We start from the raw sequence: 18,264 nt of genomic DNA on the forward strand, positions 1-18,264 counted from the left end.
CCTTGATGACTTATTTCGCCATATTTAAAATTTCATGCCAGTCATTGTCGGTTACTGGCATGACCGATAAACGGCCACTTTTTTTAAGTGCTATATCAGTTATAGCACTATTTGCTTTGATTGCTTGTAGACTGACTAAACTACTTAAATGCGCCTGATAGGTTAATTCCACTACAAACCAGCGAGGATTATCAGCGGTTGCTTTAGCATCGTAATAGTCACTACTTAAATCAAATTGAGTTGGATCGGGGTAAGCGGTCTTAGTAACCACAGCAAGTCCCGCAACGCCAACTTGTTTGCAGCTAGAGTGATAAATCATCACCAAATCGCCCTTTTGTACATCATCACGAATAAAGTTACGCGCTTGGTAGTTGCGTACACCTTCCCATAGCGTTGTTTGCTCTGGGGCTTGTTTTAAGTCATCAATTGAAAAGGCGTCGGGTTCGGTTTTAAACAGCCAAAAAGCCATATTAGATATCCTCAATCAGTGAGTTAGTATTTTTCCAGTATTGTATAGTATCATTTAGAAATTAGGGGATTGAGGAAGAAATAATGAGCCAAGTATTAGATGATTTATTGTCGCTATTGTCACTTGAAGAAATTGAGCAAGGTTTATATCGAGGACAAAGCCAAGACTTAGGTTTTAGAGCGGTGTTTGGCGGTCAAGTTATGGGACAAGCGCTTTCCGCAGCTAAAGAAACATTGCCTGCAGGACGTATTGTTCACTCCTTACATTCTTACTTCTTACGCCCAGGCGACGCTGCAAAGCCAATCGTTTATGATGTAGAGACGATTCGCGATGGTAAAAGTTTTAGTACTCGTCGAGTTAGCGCCATTCAGTACGGTAAACCTATTTTTTACATGACGGCGTCGTTTCAAGGTGAAGAGCAAGGATTATCGCATCAAGCTACCATGCCTGATGTTCCCGCACCTGAAGAGCTGCGTTCTTCGTTAGAGTTTTATCAAGAAAATGCGCAGCATATTCCTGAAGCAATCCGTAATAAGTTTATTCGTGAAATGCCGATAGAAATGCGTCCGGTTAATTTTCATAATCCGTTTAAGCCAGAGGCCATAGAGCCGGTAAAACATATTTGGTTTAAAGCCAATGGCGATATGCCGGACGATCAACGTATTCATAACTACTTATTAGCGTATGCGTCTGACTTTGAGTTTTTACCAACCGCACTGCAGCCACATGGTGTCTCGTTTATGCAGCCGAATATGCAAGTAGCGACTATTGATCATGCTATGTGGTTTCATCGTCCATTTAGAATGGATGATTGGATTTTATATACTATTGATAGCCCAAGTGCGAGCTCAGGAAGAGGGTTGGTACGCGGGCAGTTTTTTGACCGCCAAGGAAATTTGGTAGCCTCTACTATTCAAGAAGGGGTAATGCGTCAGCGTTAACACTTCAAAACCCACTATATTGAGTTAATTCAACATAGTGGGTAATTAGAGTCTGTTACTGACATTGAGCGTGAACAATGTCAGTAATTGATTGCCAAATACGTGCCGGCAAGAGTGTTTGTAGTTGCTTGTAGGTCTCGCAAAGCTCTTGGCTGCCTTGTAAGCCGCTATCAGATTCACTAATTAGCTTTTGTTCGCGGAGATTGGAAATAAAGCTACTAAGTACCTTCTTATCAAAAAACTCCGGTGTTTTAATGCCATGTAATGTACCTAAGCGCTGTGCCAGCACATAGCTTTCACGTTCCAGCTCTGCTTTTTCAATGCCTTGGCTGGTCTGAATAAAGCCAATTACAATCGCATAGCGTTGCAGAGTGAAGCTTAATGCACGACCGAGCATTTCGAGTTTGGCAAAGCTATCGTTATTTTGAGTCACTTTAATGTTATCACCATCAAGTTCAATTAAGCCTTGATCGCTAAAGTTAGTTAAAATACGGGTTACATAGCTTTCATCAAGCTCTTGTAAGTACCACTCTTTGGCAAATAACGGATAAAAAGTGTTTACCAGTTGATGGCACTGGGTTACGGTGCTTTGATGCTGCTTAAATAAATGCAGGGCGACTAGACTTGGTACTGCAAAAATATGCAAAATGTTATTACGATAATAATTAAATAAGGTTTTTTCTTTATCGTTTATCGCGATTATTTCGCCAAATTCGTCGCTGATCACATCAAACTTATTCAGCTTTAGGGCATGTTCTAGCAGTTGCTCTGGCGTTTCATCTGGTGCGGTTATTTTATTGCTATAGCTGGCTTCACGCTGTAATCGCAGATAAAACTCAAGCTGAGCTAGCAATTTAGGTTTACTCAATGCGTGTTTATCGTTTACTAGCAGTATCATCGCCAGTAAATTTACTGAGTTGAGTGCGGCTGCATTATTAATTTTAACCATAACCTGATCAGCAAGATTCGCAACTTGCGGTCCTAACCATTGTGGCTTTTGCACATCGGTAGCATGAATTGAATCACGCCAGTCGGGTTGGTTGTCATTTAGGTATTGGTTAATAGAAATAGGGTCGCCAAAGTTTAAATAGCCACGGCCATAGTTTTTTAAGTTTTTAATCGCTTTAAAAATACCTAATATTGACTCGCCCTTTTTATCATTACCCGCGAGCTCTTTTAGGTAGGTATTTATTTCCATTACGTGTTCGTAGCCTATATATACAGGCACAATCGATACTGGGCGATCAATACCACGCAGCATGGCTTGCATTGTCATGGCGAGCATGCCGGTTTTTGGGGGTAATAAACGTCCGGTTCTGCTGCGGCCACCTTCGGTATAAAATTTCACCGAGTAACCTTTGATAAATAACTGGCTTAAGTATTCTTTAAATACCGCTGAGTAGAGCTTGTTACCAGCAAACGAGCGGCGGATGAAAAACGCGCCACTGCGGCGGAATATCCCGCCTGCTGGGAAAAAGTTGAGGTTGATCCCAGCTGCAATATGCGGTGGAACAAGCCCTTGATGGTAAATAGAGTAGGTAAGTAGTAAGTAATCCATATGACTGCGATGACACGGCATGTAGATTATTTCATGGCCTTTATTAGTTAGGTCATGAATTTGCTCAGTGTATTTTATATCAATACCATTATAAAGCTTGTTCCAAAGCCAGGTTAAAATACGGTCGGCAACGCGAATGGTGGCGTCGCTGTAATTAGCGGCAATTTCATCAAGTAGCTTTAATGCGTTTTGTCGCGCTTGGGCTTGGCTGATGTTTTTTTCAGAAGCCTCGGTTTGAATTGCTTTTTTAATTGTGGGTGATGCTAGCAGCGAACTAAATAATTGCTCCCGAGATGGTATTTTAGGCCCTGTTGCAGCCAGCTTTTGACGTTTAAAGTGAACTCGAGCTACACGCAGTAGTTTATGAGGCAGTTCATTAACGTCGGCTTTTTCATTAACCAATAAGGATAAGTCGAGTGGTTGGCTAAATCGAATAAAGTTATCTCTTCCTGAAAAAAGCACCACGAAGATTTTTCTGAACCAGCTAGGAGTCAGCGAATGTGAGAGCAGTGTACTCAATCCAGGCTTTTCTTTACCCGGTGCACGGCCCCATAAAATAGTCACTGGTACCACTTGCACATTTTTTTGGCCACTATTTAATAAGTGCTCAACAATATGTTTGCCTTGGGCCAATGCATTGGTAGGCTTTTCTTTATCACCAAATAGCGGGGGAGGGTTTTTAATGCCGATAAAGCGATCTAACGCTTCGTCGCCTAACACTTGCTGCTCGGTTGGGTCAGGTAAACCATTTCGTTTACAAACACGCGCCAGTGCCGCTAAATCAAAGCGTGAGTTTAAACGCACTATGTAAAAGGTTGGGTTTTTAGGGTTTAACTTAAATTGTTCTAGCGGTTTTTCAGGCAGTACTTTGCTTTTAACAAACAAGCGGCTGATACCACCAGAGATAAGATTTAAACCATAATTTAAAATACGCATTGACTCACCATAAGAGAGTAGTTACCCAAACCAATATGGGTATATAACAGCAAAATTAGCGCATAGGATAACATAATATCTAAAAAATCCCCTGCAGATTAATCGACAAGCTATGACATTATAGTGACATCATCACTTCCATTGCGTTCACTATTAATAAACTTGACCGTTATTTAAACGACAATAACAAAGTAATTATGTCTAAATAGTTGTTGCATTTATCACCAGTATCATTATAATACGCAGGCTTTCAAAATTCCCTCGGGAACAAGAAAGAATAAATTAAGCTTGGATTTCAAGCTAATAAACAGGAGTTCCGATTTGGAACTCAACGTAGATATAATCAAACAACCGGCATCTTAATTATTAAGATTGTTTCGGTCGTTTTTTTATGCTCTTTAAATGCTCTTTATATTGAGGTTTAAGAATGTCAAATCAACGCATTCGTATTCGCCTAAAAGCTTTTGACCACCGTTTGATTGACCAATCAACGGCGGAAATCGTGGAAACTGCGAAACGCACTGGCGCACAAGTACGTGGTCCAATTCCACTACCTACACGCTTTGAACGTTTTACTGTACTTACATCACCGCACGTTAATAAAGACGCGCGTGATCAGTACGAGATCCGCACCCATAAACGTCTGATCGACATCGTAGAACCAACTGACAAGACTGTAGACGCACTTATGCGTTTAGACCTTGCTGCTGGTGTTGATGTTCAAATCAGCCTGGGTTAATCGGAAGATTAGAGAGGTTTTAGGAAAATGGCATTAGGTCTAGTCGGTCGTAAAGTGGGTATGACACGTATCTTCACTGAAGATGGTGTATCTATCCCTGTGACAGTTATTGAAGCGACTCCTAACCGCATTGCTCAGATCAAATCTGACGCAACAGACGGTTATAACGCGCTTCAAGTAACCGCAGGCACTAAAAAAGCAAGCCGTGTAAACAAAGCAACAGCGGGTCACTTCGCTAAAGCTGGTGTTGAAGCGGGTCGCGGTCTGTGGGAATTCCGCCTAAATGGTGGTGAAGGCGATTTTGAAGTAGGCGCAGAGCTTACGGTTGAATTATTCAACGAAATCAACAAAGTTGACGTAACCGGTACTTCTAAAGGTAAAGGTTTCCAAGGTGGTGTTAAGCGCTGGAATTTCAGCATGCAAGACGCTACACATGGTAACTCTCTATCTCACCGTGCTCCTGGTTCAATCGGTCAAAACCAATCACCTGGTAAGGTGTTTAAAGGTAAGAAAATGGCCGGTCAAATGGGTAATGAGCAAGTAACAACTCAGAACCTTGAACTAGTTCGCGTTGACGCTGAGCGTAACCTGCTTTTAGTTAAAGGTGCAGTACCTGGCGCTATCGGCGGTGACGTTATCGTTAAACCAGCTGTTAAAGCATAAGTCCTGGAGATTTAGTGATGGAATTAGCAATTAAAGACGCTTCTGGCGCTCTTGAAGTTTCTGAAGCTACTTTTGGACGTGAGTTTAACGAAGCATTAGTACACCAAGTAGTTGTTGCATACGCAGCAGGTGCTCGTCAAGGTACTCGTGCTCAGAAGACACGTTCTGAAGTAAGCGGTGGTGGTAAAAAACCATGGGCTCAAAAAGGTACTGGCCGTGCACGTGCTGGTACAATCCGTAGTCCAATTTGGCGTTCAGGTGGCGTTAGCTTCGCAGCTAAACCACAAGACCACAGCCAAAAAGTAAACCGTAAAATGTACCGTGGTGCGATCAAAAGCATCTTATCTGAATTAGTTCGTCAAGAGCGTTTAATCGTTGTTGAAAGTTTTGGTCTTGAAGCACCAAAAACTAAAGAACTAGTTGCTAAGCTTAAAGAACTTGAGCTTAAAGATGTTCTTATCGTGACTGAAGAAGTAGATGAAAATCTTTTCTTATCGGCACGTAACCTGTACAAGGTTGACACACGTGATGTAGCTGGTATCGATCCTGTAAGCTTAATTGCTTTCGACAAGGTACTAATTACAGCTGCTGCTGTTAAGCAACTTGAGGAGGCGCTAGCATGATCCGTGAAGAACGTCTTTTAAAAGTGATCCTTGCTCCACACATCTCTGAAAAAAGCACAATCGCTGCTGAAGAAAACAATACTATTGTTTTTAAAGTAGCAAATGACGCAACTAAAGCTGAAGTTAAAGCGGCAGTTGAGAAGCTTTTTGAAGTAGAAGTAACTGGTGTTCGCACACTTAACGTTAAGGGTAAAACAAAACGTACTGGCATGCGTTTCGGTCGTCGTAGCGACTGGAAGAAAGCTTACGTTACTCTTAAAGAAGGTAGCGAGCTGGACTTTGTCGGCGGCGCCGAGTAATAAGGGGAGTTAGAATTATGGCACTTCAAAAGTGTAAGCCAACTTCTGCGGGTCGTCGTCACCTAGTTAAAGTGGTTAACCCAGATTTACATAAGGGTAAACCTTACGCACCACTATTAGAGAAAAACTCTAAATCAGGTGGTCGTAATAACAATGGTCGTATTACGGTTCGTCATATCGGTGGTGGTCATAAGCAGCATTACCGTTTAATCGATTTTAAACGTACTAAAGATGGCATTCCAGCCACTGTTGAGCGTTTAGAATATGATCCAAATCGTAGCGCAAACATCGCTCTTGTATTATATGCAGACGGTGAGCGTCGTTACATTATCGCACCTAAAGGCTTAAAAGCTGGCGATGCAATCCAGTCTGGTGTTGATGCACCAATCAAACCTGGTAATGCATTACCTATGCGTAATATGCCTGTAGGTTCGACTGTTCACAACGTAGAATTAAAACCAGGTAAAGGTGCTCAAATTGCACGTTCTGCTGGTGCATACGTTCAAATCCTTGCTCGTGATGGTCAATATGTAACATTACGTCTTCGTTCAGGCGAAGTTCGTAAAGTTGAAGCTGACTGTCGTGCTACGCTAGGTGAAGTAGGCAATGCTGAGCATATGCTTCGTTCACTTGGTAAAGCAGGTGCAAATCGCTGGCGTGGTATTCGTCCGACAGTTCGTGGTGTTGCCATGAACCCGGTTGATCACCCACACGGTGGTGGTGAAGGTCGTACATCTGGTGGTCGTCATCCTGTGTCTCCATGGGGTAAACCGACTAAAGGTGCTAAGACGCGTAAGAACAAGCGTACGGATAAATTTATAGTACGTCGTCGTACTAAGTAATATTGAGGAATAGCCATGCCACGCTCTCTCAAGAAGGGTCCTTTTATAGACCTACACTTGCTGAAGAAGGTAGAGAAAGCTTTGGAAAGCGGTGAAAAGAAGCCAATTAAAACTTGGAGCCGTCGTTCAATGATCATACCTAACATGATCGGATTGACCATTGCTGTCCATAATGGTCGCCAGCATGTACCAGTTTTCGTTTCTGACGAAATGATCGGTCACAAACTAGGTGAATTTGCACCAACTCGCACTTACCGTGGCCATGCTGCGGATAAGAAAGCGAAGAAACGTTAAGAGGGGAAGATAAATGCAAGCATTAGCTAAACATAAATTCGCCTCTGGTTCGGCGCAAAAAGCACGTCTAGTTGCAGATCAGATCCGCGGGTTACCTGTCGATCGCGCACTAGAAATCCTGGCGTACAGCCCGAAAAAAGCGGCTGTATTAGTTAAGAAAGTACTTGAGTCTGCTATTGCTAACGCAGAGCATAACGAAGGTGCTGACATTGATGAGCTACGTGTAACAACGATCTTTGTGGACGATGGTCCAACAATGAAACGTATTATGCCACGTGCTAAAGGACGCGCAGACCGCATCCTTAAGCGTACAAGCCACATCACTGTTGTGGTTTCAGATAGCTAGGAGATATAAGTAATGGGACAAAAAGTTCATCCTACTGGTATTCGCCTAGGTATATCTAAACCTTGGGTTTCTACCTGGTACGCGAATTCAAAAGATTTCTCTGCACAGCTTTTTGGCGATCACAAAGTACGTACATTCCTTACTAAGGAATTGAAAGCGGCTTCTGTGTCTAAAATCGTTATTGAGCGTCCAGCAAAATCTATCCGAGTAACAATCCACACGGCTCGTCCGGGTGTTGTTATCGGTAAAAAAGGCGAAGACGTAGAAAAATTACGTCAAGCGGTAACTAAAATCGCTGGTGTACCTGCTCAGATTAATATTTCTGAAGTACGTAAACCAGAACTAGATGCACAACTAGTAGCAGACGGCATTGCCTCTCAGCTAGAGCGTCGTGTTATGTTCCGTCGCGCTATGAAGCGTTCGGTACAAAATGCAATGCGCATCGGTTCTAAAGGGATTAAAGTTGAAGTTAGCGGTCGTCTTGGCGGCGCAGAAATCGCACGTTCAGAATGGTATCGTGAAGGTCGTGTACCTCTACATACTCTTCGTGCTGATATCGACTACGCAACTTCTGAAGCCTTAACCACTTACGGTATCATTGGTGTTAAAGTTTGGATCTTCAAAGGCGAAGTTATTGGTGGTTTACCACTAGTACAAGAGCAAGAGAAGCCAGCTAAACGCGCACCAAAGAAAGCCAAAAAAAGTGCTAAGTAGAGGTAGCGAGTAATGTTACAGCCAAAACGTACAAAATTCCGTAAAATGCATAAAGGCCGCAACCGTGGTCTAGCGCAAAACGGTAACAAAGTAAGCTTCGGTACTTTCGGTTTGAAAGCTACTGGTCGTGGCCGCATGACTGCTCGTCAAATCGAAGCAGCTCGTCGTGCTATGACACGTCACGTGAAACGTCAAGGTAAAATCTGGATCCGTGTCTTCCCTGACAAGCCGATCACAGAAAAACCTCTTGAAGTTCGTATGGGTAAAGGTAAAGGTTCTGTTGAATATTGGGTTGCTGAAATTCAGCCTGGTAAAGTACTTTACGAAATGGAAGGTGTTTCAGAAGAGCTTGCTCGTGAAGCGTTTAACCTTGCTGCTCGTAAGCTGCCATTCAAAACAACTTTCGTAACTCGGACGGTAATGTGATGAAAGCAAACGAACTAAAAGATAAAAGCGTAGAAGAGCTTAATGCTGAACTTCTAGGTCTTCTTCGTGAGCAGTTTAACCTGCGCATGCAAGCAAGCACTGGTCAGCTAGCTCAGACACACACGCTAAGAACAGTACGTCGCGATATCGCGCGTGTAAAAACAATTATTAACCAGAAGGCAGGTCAATAATGAGCGATAAAATTCGTACTCTTCAAGGCCGTGTAATCAGCGACAAGATGGAAAAATCTTTCACTGTTGCTATCGCACGTTACGTGAAGCACCCAATCTATGGGAAATTCATCAAACGTACGACTAAGTTACACGTACATGACGAAAATAACACTGCAAAAGCGGGTGACACTGTCACTATCCGTGAATGCGCTCCAATCTCTAAGAACAAATCTTGGACTTTGGTAGATGTTATTGAACGTCCAAAGCAAGCTTAATTTTTAATTAAGTCTGTTTTATAAGAAACCCCAGCTTTAGCTGGGGTTTTTTTTGCGTTTAAAAAAGCTGTAAGCGGTAAGTTTTAAGCCGTCAGCCGTCAGCCGTCAGCCGTCAGCCGTCAACTACTCGGAGTGAATTTGAGGGCCGTAGCTTGGGTTTTTAGTCTAGAGCACTCGAGAAAAAGCACGCCATGAATACGTAATTGTCCTAATACTTTATCAATTTGAGTGATTGAATCTGACGTTAATCGTGTTAAAAATTTCTGATATACGACAGCATAGATTTTGGAGGTAGAGTAATACTGGAGTAATTGCCAAGAGCAACTAAATAACAGCTTTATAATTTACCAAACCTATGACTTTGCGAGAGTAGAGCTGCAACAATAGATAATAAAATGCATACTGCGGAAGTTACAATTAGAAAGCGGTTTTCAATTCTACTGACTTGCCTTTCGCCTACAATTTGATAGGTCACGTCCCCCTCAATAAAACGTTCGCCTTGGTATTGCTGAGTGACATTAAACGCTAAAAAATCTTCTTGCTTTGCCTGATAAGTAAAGTAGGTTTCAGCATAAAAAATTTCATACGTTGCACATAGCCAAACCATAAGGCTAATTATTAATAGCGTAAAACTCAAAATAGGCAGTTTTTTCAGTGGCACTTTGGTTGATGTTGTTACAGGTAAATAGCAATCAAAACATGCTTCGCCATAGCATCGCTTTAGCTTTTCGATTACTTCGGGAGAAGGAATGAATTGGCCATTCTCTAGTTTTGATAAGTAAGACTGTTGGATGCCTATTTCACGTGCAGCAAATGCTTGAGTCCATTTTTTGTCTGATCGAAGACGTTTTAATTCTTTTCCTAGCGATTGCATACCCATATTCTCTTCTTAATTGCAGCCACATTATTATCACTAATTAGCTAAGCCAGAGATAGAGGTCATGCCTATATTCATGCGAATGAATAAAAGAATATCATGAATATTAATAGATTAGCGATTTTTATGGGCTACTTTAAATTATGCTAGTATTCTCAAACTAACGAAAGGATATATTGTATTATGAAAAAACACGTTTATTTATTACTTAGCTCCATCGCTTTATTCTTTGTAAGTTATCAAACTAATGCTGAACCTGTTTTTGCAGTTAAAGCCGATATTTATAAATTGAAAAATGAAATAACAATTGATAGTAAAATTTCTGAAACACTAAATTCATTGACTCCAATTCACCAACCAATGCTATTAGCCCTATTAAACGAGAGTGCACAAATAGAAATAGGGGATAAAAAACAACTAACATCACTTGAGATAAAAGCAAACGAAGATGGATCGTTTTTCAATGCATCGATGAAGTTAAAAGATAAAACAGATGGCCAATGGCAATCGATAACGTCTTTTATGCCTAACATTCCCAGTGGTCAAGCTGTATATTTTAGCCGTACTTTTATCGATAGTGTTTGGTTGATAAAGTTAACCGGAACACGATATGAATCAGAAGAGCTGGGTCTAGCTAGTTTTAAAAAACAATAATAGTAATAGCTGAAGTGCTAGTAAGCACTTATTTTTCTACTGAGGTTTAGGCTTATATTGCTAGATATCTGGATCTTGGTTTTACTCCAATTTTTAAGATGTGTTATGTACTTATTAGTAATTATAATGCGCAGTTTATAATAAAAAGCCTCTGCGTAAGCAAAGGCTTGTGTTTTCTGCGAAGCCGGAAGCCCGTTTACCAAATCATCTCTACAAATTCAGGATGATCAATATATGGGTTACGATTTCCCTGAAATTCAAACGCTGCTTGGTTGCGGTCTAATTCCATTTGGCTAACAGGGTCGTTGTTATGCCACTTTAACAGCATAGCCACAACCCAGCTTTCAAATACTTGGGTACTGGTGCCATTAAGCACGTCATTACTAGCTGCGGTGTTATTTTGCCAAGCACCAATCACATTTTCGTAGCGGGTTGCCATGTAAAAATAAGCACGAGCAAAGTCACCTTTAAATTCATCAATAGGTTCAAACACAGTACCGTTGTAATTAATCGCATTACTTGCTGAGCCTAATTTACTGCCGTTGGTTGAGGTAAATGAAGCGCTTGCTACTTCACCGAACGGGAAGTTACTTCGCTTTGAATTTACATAGCCGTCAGTGGCGTAAATATGATGAACATCAGAGTTCATCGGTTCAACTTTTCCACCAAACCAACTTTTAGGGAACGAATGCTCTCGGTTGTAGCAATCTGCCTCACCACTGTAGGTGCCACATTGATCGCTAACGGCTGTGTATGTGTAGCTATCAGAGCCATTGGGCTTCTCGCTGTACATATCTAAAATACTATTATCGTTTTCAAAGTATTTATCACGCGCCGATGCGTCGTAAAAATTCCAAATAGCAGAATACCCTTGAGCATTATGATTATTAATAATGTTATAAAGCTCAGTTTTTAGCGTGTAACCCGATAAACCTTGGGTTGTCACATAGTAGCCGGTTGGCGTCGGTGTTGGCTCAGTGCTTCCTAATGAGAAAGCGGTAGCCTCGGTTGTTTGAAAACTAGCTCCACTGGCGAGCAATGTGCTTTCATTATTCAAGGCGTAGCTACCATTGCCATATGAACAGCAAATACCATCGCCATAGCTGTCATTAATAGTAAATGTATACTCACCATCGGCTACGCATAATTGTTCGGTATATTGGGTGTTTGCCGCATACCCACTTCCACTTGCAACGACACCGGTTTGGTTGTGCGCTATTTGCCAGCTGGTTTCTTCGCCGTAGTTATCTGTGGTTAGGCTAAAAGTAAGGCTGTTATCTGCGCAGCTTGAAGAGCCACTGCTGTCATTATTAGGCAAGAAGTTATCAACATAAACTAACTCGCTACCATCAAATCCCGTTGTATCATAAAAGCGTAAGCCGACATCAATGGTTTTACTACTATCAGCGGTGTAGCTGTAAGTTATGGTTTGCCATTGGTTGGTTTGTGCTGGATTTGAATAGCCTTGATAACCATCTATCAACAAACGCGCCTTAAGATGGCCTTCGGTATGATACACATCCACTGAGAACTCATAAGTTTTACCCATTTCAACTGCGACTTGCTGCAAAAAATCAGTATTGCTTTGTGTGCCTGTATTAACGCTAATCGCTGCTGCTTGTGAGCCTGTGCTTACGACTATGCTGTTGGCAGATACGTTAATACCACTATCAATCACTGTCCATGCATCTGGGGTGTTGCCACTGTATTGTTCAAAGTTGCCATTAACCACATTAGCCATCGCGGGTAATGAGGATAATAACAAGGTGCTCAAAAGTAATTTGTTTTTATATAGACCGTGTAACATAGGTGTTCCTATTTTATATTTTTGCGTAATATACATTAGATTATTAAAGTTACAAAATTGTTAAATTAAAATTTCATAAAAGACAATAAAACCCTTTTAGGTCTATTTCGCAGGTTTTTAAGTAACTTAATAACTAAATGGAATATCAAAGCAGATTCTATTCTTTTTTTATCTATGCTTAGGCGGCTATCCTGCATACTCAATTAACCTCAACAGAACTTTCTGAGTGAGGTGGCACTCATTTTAAACAATGTGAACAGACATTGTGTTTAACGTTCAGGGTTATGAGGAAAAATTCATGTTGTTAGGTCAACTCAATGCGCTAGCAAGTCCGCTTTCGCAAGAGCAAGTACAAAAGCTACAAGGTTTAGTGGCTGAGCTTAATCCAATTCAGCAAGCGTGGGTTAGCGGCTACCTAGCTGCTAATGCTAATTCGGCAGCGCTAGGCGCACCAACTACAGGTACGCCAGCAACCTCAGAGGCGGCAGCACTGACCATTTTATATGGTTCACAAACAGGCAATGCCAAAGCGGTGGCGACTAAACTTAAAGAGCAAGCTGAGTCTCGCGGCCTAGCAACAAAGCTGGTTAGCATGTCAGATTACAAACCGACTGCCCTGAAAAAAGAAAAGTTTTTAACCGTGGTTGTATCGACTTACGGCGAGGGTGAGCCACCAGAAGATGCCGAAACACTGTATGAATTTTTAATTACTAAAAAAGCGCCAAAGCTTGATGGTGTCAAAGTTGCAGTATTAGGCTTAGGTGATTCTAGCTATGAATTTTTCTGTCAAACCGCTAAAGACTTTGAAGAGCGTTTAACTAAATTAGGTGCAGAGGTTATTCATCAACGTGCCGACCTAGACGTTGATTACGATGACGAAGCAGCCACTTGGATTGAAGGCGCACTAAATGCGTTTGAGCCAGATTTAAAAGCCCAGCAAGATGCCATAGGCGGTCAAGTTGTATCAATGCCATTTGGCGCTCCTGCAGCAGCGTCTAGTCAGTACACAAAGCAAAATCCGTTTGCGGCAGAGCTAAGCTTAGTGCAAAAAATTACCGGTCGTGATTCAACCAAAGATGTACGCCATGTTGAAATTTCACTTGAAGGGTCAGATATTAGTTACACCCCAGGTGATTCATTAGGCATTTACTTTCTAAATGATGAAGTACGTGTAGATGAGCTACTAGCGCAAACGCAAATTGATCCTACTAGCCGCGTTAAACTTGGCGATGAAGAACTCAGCGTACGTGATGCCTTAATTGAAAAACTAGAGCTAACACAATCCTACCCTGGCTTTGTTGAAAAGTATGCCACCGCTACAGGCACGCCTGAGCTGCTTAAACTAGTAGAAGATAAAGGCGCAATGCGCGAATACATTGAGCCTCGCCAAATCTTTGATGTGGTTGCACAAAACCCAGCTAAATTAGAAGCGCAAACACTAGTTGATTGCCTGCGTAAATTACAAGCACGTTTATATTCAATTGCTTCTAGCCAAGCAGAGGTTGAAGATGAGGTGCATTTAACTATTGCATTAGTTGAGTTTGAAGCGTTTGGTACAGAGCATTTAGGTGGTTGTTCTGGCTATTTAGCACGCCGCGCTGAAGAAGGCTGTAAAGTAAAAGTGTTCAGTGAACATAATGATAACTTCCGCTTACCAGTAAACGATGACACACCGATTATTATGGTTGGCCCAGGTACTGGTATTGCGCCATTTCGGGCCTTTTTACAAGAGCGTGATGCACGAGAAGCAACAGGTAAAAACTGGCTATTTTTTGGTAACCCACACTTTACTCAAGACTTCTTGTACCAAGTAGAAATTCAAGGGTACTTAAAGTCAGGTTTACTAAGTAAGGTTGATGTGGCGTTTAGTCGCGACCAAGCAGAAAAAGTTTATGTACAAGATAAGTTACGTAAAAACTCAAAAGAAGTGTTTGATTGGTTAGAAGCGGGTGCTCATTTTTACGTGTGTGGCGATGCAAACCGCATGGCAAAGGATGTACATAATGCCTTAGTTGATATCATTAGCGAAAACACCGGTAAAAGCTATGAAGACGCAGAGCAGTACTTAAAAGACTTAAGAAGCGCAAATCGCTATCAGAAAGACGTGTACTAAGTACACATTGTTTACTTTATAAAAAGTAACGCTAACAGCCGTCACTGTAACAAATTTAGGATTAAACATGAGCGAACAAGATAAAAACGTAAAGCTTTCTGATAACGAGCGTTTGAAAAGAGAAAGCAACTTTTTACGTGGCACCATAGAGCAAGATTTAAAAGACGAGATCACCGGTGGTTTTACCGCTGATAATTTTCAGTTAATTCGTTTTCACGGCATGTACCAGCAAGATGACCGCGATATACGTCCTGAACGTGCTAAACAAAAACTAGAACCACTGCATAATGTGATGCTACGCGCACGTATGCCTGGCGGTATTATTAAGCCAGAGCAATGGCTAGCAATTGATAAGTTTGCTGGTGATAAAACCAGTTATGGCAGTATTCGTTTAACTACTCGCCAAACATTTCAGTTTCATGGTGTATTAAAACCCGAAATTAAAGGTATGCACCAATTACTTAATAGTGTGGGTATTGATTCAATTGCCACCGCCGGTGACGTGAACCGTAATGTATTATGTACTACCAATCCGGTTGAGTCTGAGTTACATCAAGAGGCCTATGAGTGGGCGGCAAAAATCTCTGAGCACTTATTACCTAAAACGAAGGCATACGCTGAAATTTGGCTTAATGGCGAAAAGTCTGAAACCACAGAAGAGCCTATTTTAGGTTCAACGTATTTACCGCGTAAGTTTAAAACCACAGTGACGATCCCACCTAATAATGAGGTGGACGTACATGCTAACGATTTAAACTTTGTGGCGATTGCTGAGGGTGGCAAACTAGTTGGTTTTAACGTACTTGTGGGTGGTGGTTTGGCGATGACCCATGGCGATACAGCAACCTATCCACGTAAAGCGGACGACTTTGGCTTTATTAGCCTAGAAGACACGTTAAAAATTGCTGAGCACGTGGTATCTGTTCAGCGTGATTGGGGTAACCGCTCAAATCGTAAAAATGCAAAAACTAAATACACACTCGATCGTGTTGGCACTGAAGTATTTAAGGCCGAAGTTGAAAAACGCGCAGGCGTGAGCTTTGCACCAAGCCGCCCGTATGAGTTTACTCACCGAGGGGATCGTATTGGTTGGGTCGAGGGCATTGATGGTAAGCACCACTTAACCCTGTTTATTCAAAGTGGTCGTATTTTAGACTACCCTGATAAGCCGCTTAAAACAGGGTGTCGCAAAATTGCAGAAATTCATCAAGGTGATTTTCGCATGACGGCAAATCAAAACTTAATTATTGCCGGTGTACCGGCCGATCAAAAAGCAGTCATTGAAGAAATAGCCCGTAACCATGGTTTGATTGACGATAAAGACACTGAACAACGCAAAAATTCAATGGCGTGTGTGGCATTACCAACCTGCCCATTAGCCATGGCCGAAGCTGAGCGTTACTTACCGAGTTTAATTGAAAAAATAGAAGGCTTATTAACCAAGCATGGGGTGCCAAATGACAGCATTATTATGCGTGTGGTTGGTTGCCCGAATGGCTGTGGTCGTGCCATGCTAGCAGAAGCTGGATTGGTTGGCAAAGGCCCTGGTAAGTATAACGTTTATCTAGGGGGTAACACTGAGGGCACGCGTATTCCTAAGCTTTACCTTGAAAACGTTGGCGAAGAGGTTTACTTAGAAGCATTCGATAAACTCATTGGGCAATGGGTTAGTGAACGTAATGGTGGCGAGTGTTTTGGTGATTTTGTTATTCGCAAAGGTATTGTTGCAGAAGTAAAAGTATCTGTTACCGATTTTTACGCATAATTTAAAAGCAGCGCAAAGCGCTGGTGAGGTTTAAAGTTGACCATGAGTGAATTTAAAAACATATTACAGCTAGATAAGCAAAGCCAACAGGCGATGTTAGCTGATGCGAACGGTTTGCTGGCTGACATGAGCGCAGAGCAGCGCGTTGCATGGGCGCTAGAGCACTTGCCTGACACCGCGTTTTTATCATCGAGTTTTGGTATTCAAGCCGCAGTAATGTTGCATTTAATGACATCACAGCGCCCCGATATACCTGTGGTATTAACAGATACTGGCTACTTATTTCCAGAAACCTATCAGTTTATAGAGCAAATGACTTCGCAGTTATCACTTAACTTAAAAGTGTATAAAGCGCAGCTCAGCCCTGCATGGCAAGAAGCTAAATTTGGAAAATTATGGGAGCTAGGTGAGGCAGGCATTAAGCAATACAATCAGCTTAATAAAGTAGAGCCCATGACACGCGCTTTAAAGGAGCTGAATGCGAGCACTTGGTTTAGTGGTCTACGTCGAGATCAATCCTCAAGCCGTGCTGAAAAGCAAGTACTAGAAATAAGTCGAGGTACGGTAAAAGTGTACCCCATTATTGAATGGAATAATCGCGATGTATATCAATACCTAACAAAGCATAATTTGCCATACCACCCATTATGGGAGCAAGGCTATGTGTCGATGGGGGATGTACATACTACGCGCAAGTTAGAGCCGGGTATGAGTGAAGAGGAAACCCGCTTTTTTGGTTTGAACCGTGAGTGTGGCTTACATATTGATGGTGATGGAATTTAATTACTTTATTATTCAAAGCTATAAAATAAAAAAACGCAGCCTTTGCTGCGTTTTTTATTGTTTAATATTTGCTGAATTGATTCTTTTTTATTATATTGGTTGTGATGATGGATTAAACACACAGCAGGAACGCTATGAAATACTTCACCTATTTAGCAATGTCAGTGATGATAATTGCTGTTAACTTATTGTTTTTTATTAAAAAACCCAATGGCCAGCCTTGGCTAAGTACCTCTGTTATTTACAGTGAATCAATAGAGATTAAAGATGAAATGGTAGCGCTTTCATCTGGTGCGTTAGATAGCATTACCTTAGCAATTACCACCGCGAGTGAAAAAATCACTGGTGCTACTTTTGAGCTAGAAAATCCTAAGCCAATTTATAAATGGCAAGACGGGCAAGGACAGTGGCATTTTTCAGATGTACCAAACAAAAATGGTAAAAGCGAAGTGGTAAAGCTTAATCCCGCCGATATCAATGTTGTGGTTGCAGAAGATACCGCCATTTTGAGTGGCAGTGCTAAATCAGCAGCACTGCCTTTTCCTCAGCGAGCGCCTGAGATATATAACAGTGAATCAATTAATAAATTGTTTGAAGATGCTGAAAAAGCCAAAAAGAGAATAGAGCAACGCAGTAAAGAGGTCGAAAGTTTTAGCGGCTTTTAGTTTTGGGGTGTTTTTGCTGTGTCTTCAAATAACGCTTTTCTGCTTCCATTAATAATATGGTTAAGTAGATTTTAGTAGGCAATGATAAAAGCACGCCAATTGCAATACAGGCAGCTGCAGTAATAATACCTTTAATGCCGTACTGGTTGGTAAAGTAGCTCGATACAATTAAACCATGGCCTGTCACTATTAAGCATAACCCAAGCAAAATCGATGTTTTAAGTAGTCTTATTATTACAATTGAAGACATAACGGCCTCTGCGCAGCGTGTCTTCTTAGTGTATGGAGTCTTTATAAAGCGA

Annotated in this window: 22 protein-coding genes; 17 read left to right on the forward strand and 5 right to left on the reverse strand. The window is 41.6% G+C overall.

The window, feature by feature from the left end:
- Window positions 1-10 precede the first annotated feature (10 nt).
- The gene (locus AC27JR_RS14030; RefSeq protein ID WP_487173943.1) at window positions 11-469 is read right to left on the reverse strand and encodes an EVE domain-containing protein; all 459 of its coding nucleotides are present in this window, start codon (window positions 467-469) and stop codon (window positions 11-13) included.
- 83 nt (window positions 470-552) lie between these two features.
- Between AC27JR_RS14030 and tesB the strand changes: the two genes are divergently transcribed.
- Window positions 553-1,410, forward strand: coding sequence for an acyl-CoA thioesterase II (gene tesB / locus AC27JR_RS14035; protein WP_008108303.1), 858 nt, complete (start codon window positions 553-555; stop codon window positions 1,408-1,410).
- A 55-nt stretch (window positions 1,411-1,465) separates the two neighbouring features.
- On the opposite strand, the gene plsB is transcribed toward tesB, so the two are convergent.
- On the reverse strand, window positions 1,466-3,904 hold the full coding sequence (gene plsB / locus AC27JR_RS14040; protein WP_487173944.1) for a glycerol-3-phosphate 1-O-acyltransferase PlsB: 2,439 nt from the start codon (window positions 3,902-3,904) through the stop codon (window positions 1,466-1,468).
- Window positions 3,905-4,331: 427 nt separating this feature from the next.
- Here plsB and rpsJ point away from each other — a divergent pair, with 427 nt between their 5' ends.
- The 11 genes from rpsJ to rpsQ are packed head-to-tail and all read left to right on the forward strand — an operon-like array spanning window position 4,332 to window position 9,298.
- Entirely contained in the window at window positions 4,332-4,643 is a 312-nt protein-coding gene (rpsJ, locus tag AC27JR_RS14045) for a 30S ribosomal protein S10 (RefSeq protein WP_002957900.1), read from the forward strand.
- A 27-nt stretch (window positions 4,644-4,670) separates the two neighbouring features.
- The gene (rplC, locus tag AC27JR_RS14050; protein WP_008108338.1) at window positions 4,671-5,306 is read left to right on the forward strand and encodes a 50S ribosomal protein L3; all 636 of its coding nucleotides are present in this window, start codon (window positions 4,671-4,673) and stop codon (window positions 5,304-5,306) included.
- Between the two features lie 17 nt (window positions 5,307-5,323).
- Window positions 5,324-5,929 carry a 50S ribosomal protein L4 gene (gene rplD / locus AC27JR_RS14055; protein ID WP_008108340.1) on the forward strand — a complete coding sequence of 202 codons (606 nt, stop codon included), beginning with the start codon at window positions 5,324-5,326 and terminating at the stop codon, window positions 5,927-5,929.
- The gene (gene rplW / locus AC27JR_RS14060; RefSeq protein ID WP_008108343.1) at window positions 5,926-6,228 is read left to right on the forward strand and encodes a 50S ribosomal protein L23; all 303 of its coding nucleotides are present in this window, start codon (window positions 5,926-5,928) and stop codon (window positions 6,226-6,228) included. The genes rplD and rplW overlap by 4 nt, the downstream gene beginning before the upstream one ends.
- Before the next feature lie 17 nt (window positions 6,229-6,245).
- Window positions 6,246-7,070 (forward strand): 50S ribosomal protein L2, encoded by an 825-nt coding sequence (gene rplB / locus AC27JR_RS14065; protein WP_008108345.1) that lies wholly within the window; start codon window positions 6,246-6,248, stop codon window positions 7,068-7,070.
- Between the two features lie 15 nt (window positions 7,071-7,085).
- Complete coding sequence (rpsS, locus tag AC27JR_RS14070; protein ID WP_004588689.1) at window positions 7,086-7,364, forward strand: 30S ribosomal protein S19; 279 nt, start codon at window positions 7,086-7,088, stop codon at window positions 7,362-7,364.
- Window positions 7,365-7,377: 13 nt separating this feature from the next.
- The gene (gene rplV / locus AC27JR_RS14075) at window positions 7,378-7,710 is read left to right on the forward strand and encodes a 50S ribosomal protein L22 (RefSeq protein WP_004588690.1); all 333 of its coding nucleotides are present in this window, start codon (window positions 7,378-7,380) and stop codon (window positions 7,708-7,710) included.
- Between the two features lie 12 nt (window positions 7,711-7,722).
- A complete protein-coding gene (rpsC, locus tag AC27JR_RS14080) occupies window positions 7,723-8,424 on the forward strand; it encodes a 30S ribosomal protein S3 (RefSeq protein WP_008108350.1) in 702 nt (233 codons plus the stop codon).
- A 12-nt stretch (window positions 8,425-8,436) separates the two neighbouring features.
- Window positions 8,437-8,850, forward strand: coding sequence for a 50S ribosomal protein L16 (rplP, locus tag AC27JR_RS14085; RefSeq protein WP_008108352.1), 414 nt, complete (start codon window positions 8,437-8,439; stop codon window positions 8,848-8,850).
- The gene (rpmC, locus tag AC27JR_RS14090) at window positions 8,850-9,041 is read left to right on the forward strand and encodes a 50S ribosomal protein L29 (RefSeq protein ID WP_008108355.1); all 192 of its coding nucleotides are present in this window, start codon (window positions 8,850-8,852) and stop codon (window positions 9,039-9,041) included. Before rplP ends, rpmC begins: the two co-directional genes overlap by 1 nt.
- Window positions 9,041-9,298 carry a 30S ribosomal protein S17 gene (rpsQ, locus tag AC27JR_RS14095; protein ID WP_076919478.1) on the forward strand — a complete coding sequence of 86 codons (258 nt, stop codon included), beginning with the start codon at window positions 9,041-9,043 and terminating at the stop codon, window positions 9,296-9,298. Before rpmC ends, rpsQ begins: the two co-directional genes overlap by 1 nt.
- A gap of 337 nt (window positions 9,299-9,635) precedes the next feature.
- On the opposite strand, the gene AC27JR_RS14100 is transcribed toward rpsQ, so the two are convergent.
- On the reverse strand, window positions 9,636-10,172 hold the full coding sequence (locus tag AC27JR_RS14100) for a helix-turn-helix domain-containing protein (protein WP_036984553.1): 537 nt from the start codon (window positions 10,170-10,172) through the stop codon (window positions 9,636-9,638).
- A 186-nt stretch (window positions 10,173-10,358) separates the two neighbouring features.
- Between AC27JR_RS14100 and AC27JR_RS14105 the strand changes: the two genes are divergently transcribed.
- Complete coding sequence (locus tag AC27JR_RS14105) at window positions 10,359-10,829, forward strand: hypothetical protein (protein WP_008108359.1); 471 nt, start codon at window positions 10,359-10,361, stop codon at window positions 10,827-10,829.
- 196 nt (window positions 10,830-11,025) lie between these two features.
- On the opposite strand, the gene AC27JR_RS14110 is transcribed toward AC27JR_RS14105, so the two are convergent.
- Window positions 11,026-12,636: an endonuclease gene (locus AC27JR_RS14110; protein ID WP_487173945.1), complete on the reverse strand. Its 1,611-nt coding sequence runs from the start codon at window positions 12,634-12,636 to the stop codon at window positions 11,026-11,028.
- Between the two features lie 298 nt (window positions 12,637-12,934).
- Between AC27JR_RS14110 and AC27JR_RS14115 the strand changes: the two genes are divergently transcribed.
- From AC27JR_RS14115 to AC27JR_RS14130, 4 genes are all read left to right on the forward strand, one after another.
- Window positions 12,935-14,749, forward strand: a complete 1,815-nt coding sequence (locus AC27JR_RS14115) for an assimilatory sulfite reductase (NADPH) flavoprotein subunit (RefSeq protein ID WP_487173946.1) — start codon at window positions 12,935-12,937, stop codon at window positions 14,747-14,749.
- Window positions 14,750-14,816: 67 nt separating this feature from the next.
- Window positions 14,817-16,514, forward strand: coding sequence for an assimilatory sulfite reductase (NADPH) hemoprotein subunit (cysI, locus tag AC27JR_RS14120; protein WP_008108365.1), 1,698 nt, complete (start codon window positions 14,817-14,819; stop codon window positions 16,512-16,514).
- Between the two features lie 42 nt (window positions 16,515-16,556).
- Window positions 16,557-17,297, forward strand: a complete 741-nt coding sequence (locus tag AC27JR_RS14125; protein WP_008108367.1) for a phosphoadenylyl-sulfate reductase — start codon at window positions 16,557-16,559, stop codon at window positions 17,295-17,297.
- Window positions 17,298-17,431: 134 nt separating this feature from the next.
- A complete protein-coding gene (locus AC27JR_RS14130) occupies window positions 17,432-17,962 on the forward strand; it encodes a DUF4124 domain-containing protein (protein ID WP_487173947.1) in 531 nt (176 codons plus the stop codon).
- On the opposite strand, the gene AC27JR_RS14135 is transcribed toward AC27JR_RS14130, so the two are convergent.
- Entirely contained in the window at window positions 17,949-18,212 is a 264-nt protein-coding gene (locus AC27JR_RS14135) for a hypothetical protein (protein WP_036934627.1), read from the reverse strand. The two genes, AC27JR_RS14130 and AC27JR_RS14135, sit on opposite strands and share 14 nt — an antisense overlap.
- Window positions 18,213-18,264 lie beyond the last annotated feature (52 nt).

Source organism: Pseudoalteromonas sp. NH0006-26 (assembly GCF_057552415.1).